Raw genomic sequence first — 3601 nt, 5'->3', positions numbered from 1 at the left:
CCCGACCAGGAAGAAGGAAATCCGAGATGACCAACCCGTTCGACAACCACGACGCCAAGTTCTACGTCCTGATCAACAAGGAGGGCGAGCACTCCTTATGGCCGGTCTTCGCCGCCGTCCCCGGCGGCTGGACCATCGCCTACGGGGCCGCCAACCGCAAGGCATGCCTGGAATACGTGGAGACCCACTGGGTGGACATGCGCCCCAACTCGCTCATCGAGGCCATGTCCGGCGAAGCGAAGTGACCATCTGAACGCGCGGGGCGCGCCGGTCCACATCCCCCCTGCCGACCGGCGCGTCCCGTCTCAGACCTTCGCGTGCGCGGAGTCGATCACCGCGTGCGCGTGCTGCCGCCATTCGCTGACCGCCCGGGTGCGCAGACCGCCGAGCGCCGAGTCGAACTGCCTGGCGCGTTTGGTGACGGTGAGCCCGACGTAGGTGTGCGCGTTCGTGATGGCACTGGTCGCCACCGCGCAGGCTTCGTCGACCTCGCCCGAGGCCAGCAGCGCCGTGGCGTGCTCGAAGCGGACCAAGGCCGGTTCCATGGTCTCCGACGGGTCGTACAGCGCCATCGCGCGGGCGGCCGCCACGGCGGTCTCGTCGGCGCGGCCGAGGCGGGAATATCCGATCGCCTGATAAAAGGCGAGTTTCTCCGGCCGGAAAGAAAAAATACCGACCGAAAGGTCTTCGGGGCCGACGTCTTCCAAAGCGGATGCCGATCGCGCGATACAACGCGCGAATTCGTCGGCGTGCCCGAGACTGGCGTGAGCCCGCGCCGCCATTCCCCACAACCACGCGGCGGCCGCGCCGTACGACGGATTTTCTTGCAAGCGGCCGTCGAGTAACTGCAAAACTTCCTTCGGCTTATCGCTATAGGTCGGCAAATACGCGAGTCCGGCCAGCGCGATATCCTCCGAGTAGCGGTCGCCGATGTCCTGCGCGGCATGGATCGCGGTGGCATACCACATGCGCGCCTGACCGAAATGCCCCTCGTTGAACAGGATCTCGCCCACCACGTTCGCCAGCCTGCCCGCCGTGCGCACCAGCCGCACCTGATGATGGGTCGGCTGCCGCTCGCCGAGACAGCCACGGACCATCCGGAATTGCTCGAGCCCGGTCTGCAGCAGTTCGTGCGGCGGCACCTGGACCACACGCGTGCCGAGGACCTCGGCAGACTGCTCCAGGAACGCAAGCCTGCGTTCGCTGATCGACCCCGCGTCGAGGGTTGCCAGCATTCGTTCCGGTTCGCTCGCCACCAGGTCCGCCGCCTGGCCTGCCAGGCCGGCGCCGATGCAGGCCAGCAGTTCTCGCCTTCTCACGTCATCTTCCTCGACTTCCTTGTCGAGCCCGATTTCCCTACCGAGCTTGGTGTGCCTTTCGGGCGCCGAATCGGCGCTTTCGTAGTCGGGGGCGGTCGCCCGGCCCGTGACGATCGCACGCTCGAATCGTTCGGCGACAACGGAATCGACCCCCGACAGGACCCTGTCGAGGAGACGCTGGCTAGCGGCGTGCATCCGGGTTGTCCGGCCGTTCTCCCACAGGACCACGGTGCGCGGTGTGACGCCCACCAGACGCGCGAATTCGTAACGGCTCCGCTTCATCGCCGTGCGAAGCGCATGTACAGCTTCGCCCGTCCAGTCGACCTCCACCATAGGTCTCTCTTCCTCGCTCCAGGCCGCTACAAACGGAAAGTACTCGCAATTACCGCATTCGGGTCTGTTATCTACCGAATCGCAACGCGCACTGTTGAATCGCACCCGGCATCGGGGGTCCGCCCAAACCCTGTCGAGGGCGCCCATTGTCCGGAACCCGGCGCACGGTCCCGACACGGCCCGATCCATCCGTGTCGAGCGCGATCCGGCGGCGCCTTCTCGGTGCCGGGTGCACTGCGCTGATGGAGGTGGAAGATGGATGTGTTGCCCGCGGATGTCCGGGAGCTGTGGCTGATCCAGAGCCGTGACTGCACCCAGGAACCGTTCGGCCTGACCTACGAGCGCGCGCGGTTCCTCTGCGCGGTGCACGCCGGGCACGGCGCGCATTGCCGTCAGTACCTAGCCGCGTCGGCCTTCTGTTTCCGGCAGGCCGCCGATCGGTGATCCGCCGTGGAACCGCTGCTGGGCATGCTCGGCGCGTGCACGCTGCTGGTGGCGGCGATCGTCGCCGTCGGCTCGTGCCTGCCGCGCGGTGGCGCCGGGGGCGCGCACCGGCCACCCGAGCAGCCGTTCACCGTCGAACAGGCGCACCGGGTGATGCAGGGCCACCGCCCCTGCCGCGCGGACGCCTGCCCTCGCAAACGGGCGGCCTTCCGCACCCTCGTCGCCTCCGGCCGCGTCATCCCCGACAGCCGGGCCGACGGATACTCGCGCTGAACACGCGTCAGCGCGCCGAACCAGCTGCTATCACGCGCGATCCGCACCACAGCGAAGTTCACCCTGCTCGGGACTACGACGAGGGAGCCCCGGCAAAACCGGCCCTCGCATCTCCCACCCCCGAGATGCGAGGCCCGTCCCCATCCCCGAGTCGATGTCGGAGGGGAACATCTACCCGAACGCGCGAGTGGCACACGGCTGCGGCGAATCGCGAGTAGAACTCGCGCTGGTGTGCCACTCGCGCGTCGATGCGGGTTAGGCCGTGGCGGCCGAGAGTGCGTCGAATTCGCTGTCGGTCAGGGTGATTCGGGCGGCGGCGATGTTCTCCTCGACGTGCGCGACGGTGGAGGTGCCCGGGATCGGCAGGATCACCGGAGAGCGGCGCAGCAGCCAGGCCAGGGCGAGTTGGGCGGGGGTGGCGCCGTGTTCGGCGGAGATGGCCGCCAGCGGACCGCCGGGGGCGGCGAGTTCGCCCGTGGCGATGGGGAACCACGGGATGAAGCCGATGTTCTCCTGCTCGGCGTAGTTCAGAACGTCCTCGTCGGCGCGGTTGGCCAGGTTGTACAGGTTCTGCACCGAGACGATGGTGGCGAGTTCGCGCGCCTCGCGCAGTTGCTCGACGGTCACCTGCGAGACGCCGATGTGCCGGATCTTGCCTTCCTGCTGGAGCGCCACGAGCTCGCCGAGCTGGTCGGCCAGCGGCACCTCGGGGTCTATGCGGTGCAGCTGGTACAGGTCGATCCGGTCGACACCGAGGTGACGCAGGCTTAGTTCGGCTTGCTGGCGCAGGTATTCGGGCCGGGCGACCGGACGCCACTCGTTGGGGCCCTGCCGCGTCAGCCCGGCCTTGGTGGCGATCACCAGACCCTCGGGGTAGGGGTGCAGGGCCTTGCGGATCAGCGTCTCGCTGACGAAGGGTCCGTAGGAATCGGCGGTGTCGATGAAGTCGACGCCGAGTTCGACGGCGCGACGCAGCACGCGCACCGCCTCGTCCGGGTCCTTGGGGTCGCCCCACACGCCGGGGCCAGTCAGCTGCATCGCGCCGTACCCGAGCCGATGCACCGGAAGATCTCCGCCGAGGGCGAAGGTTCCGGACGCCGCCGCGGGCTGCGCGTCGAGATCTGTGCTCATGAGGATCTTCCTTCCGAAGCCGGAAAACTGCGCGATCAATCCCTGAGCGCCGCACCTGTCCGTGCGCGCACTCTCCCTGCCGCAACAGCGCTGTCGCGAGC

At 68.0% G+C, this 3601-nt stretch carries 5 protein-coding genes; 3 read left to right on the top strand and 2 right to left on the bottom strand.

Annotation, left to right across the window (positions count from 1 at the left end):
- Positions 1-26 precede the first annotated feature (26 nt).
- Positions 27-245: an MbtH family protein gene (locus NNI01S_RS27635; RefSeq protein WP_063023451.1), complete on the top strand. Its 219-nt coding sequence runs from the start codon at positions 27-29 to the stop codon at positions 243-245.
- 60 nt (positions 246-305) lie between these two features.
- On the opposite strand, the gene NNI01S_RS27630 is transcribed toward NNI01S_RS27635, so the two are convergent.
- On the bottom strand, positions 306-1757 hold the full coding sequence (locus NNI01S_RS27630; protein ID WP_157115008.1) for a helix-turn-helix domain-containing protein: 1452 nt from the start codon (positions 1755-1757) through the stop codon (positions 306-308).
- Positions 1758-1907: 150 nt separating this feature from the next.
- On the opposite strand from NNI01S_RS27630, the gene NNI01S_RS27625 reads away from it, so the two are divergent.
- Together NNI01S_RS27625 and NNI01S_RS27620 are read left to right on the top strand one after the other, a co-directional pair.
- Complete coding sequence (locus tag NNI01S_RS27625) at positions 1908-2096, top strand: hypothetical protein (RefSeq protein ID WP_063023447.1); 189 nt, start codon at positions 1908-1910, stop codon at positions 2094-2096.
- Between the two features lie 6 nt (positions 2097-2102).
- On the top strand, positions 2103-2369 hold the full coding sequence (locus NNI01S_RS27620) for a hypothetical protein (RefSeq protein WP_063023445.1): 267 nt from the start codon (positions 2103-2105) through the stop codon (positions 2367-2369).
- Positions 2370-2624: 255 nt separating this feature from the next.
- Here NNI01S_RS27620 and NNI01S_RS27615 read toward each other — a convergent pair whose 3' ends face one another.
- The gene (locus tag NNI01S_RS27615; protein WP_063023443.1) at positions 2625-3500 is read right to left on the bottom strand and encodes an aldo/keto reductase; all 876 of its coding nucleotides are present in this window, start codon (positions 3498-3500) and stop codon (positions 2625-2627) included.
- Positions 3501-3601: the final 101 nt, after the last annotated feature.

It is taken from the genome of Nocardia niwae NBRC 108934 = DSM 45340, from assembly GCF_001613465.1.
GTDB lineage: Bacteria > Actinomycetota > Actinomycetes > Mycobacteriales > Mycobacteriaceae > Nocardia > Nocardia niwae.
This window is presented reverse-complemented; position numbering and strand designations above follow the sequence as displayed.

Coding starts and splice junctions, on each gene's coding strand:
- NNI01S_RS27635 (WP_063023451.1), top strand. CDS start 27: ATGACCAACCCGTTCGACAACCACGACGCCAAGTTCTACGTCCTGATC.
- NNI01S_RS27625 (WP_063023447.1), top strand. CDS start 1,908: ATGGATGTGTTGCCCGCGGATGTCCGGGAGCTGTGGCTGATCCAGAGC.
- NNI01S_RS27615 (WP_063023443.1), bottom strand. CDS start 3,500: ATGAGCACAGATCTCGACGCGCAGCCCGCGGCGGCGTCCGGAACCTTC.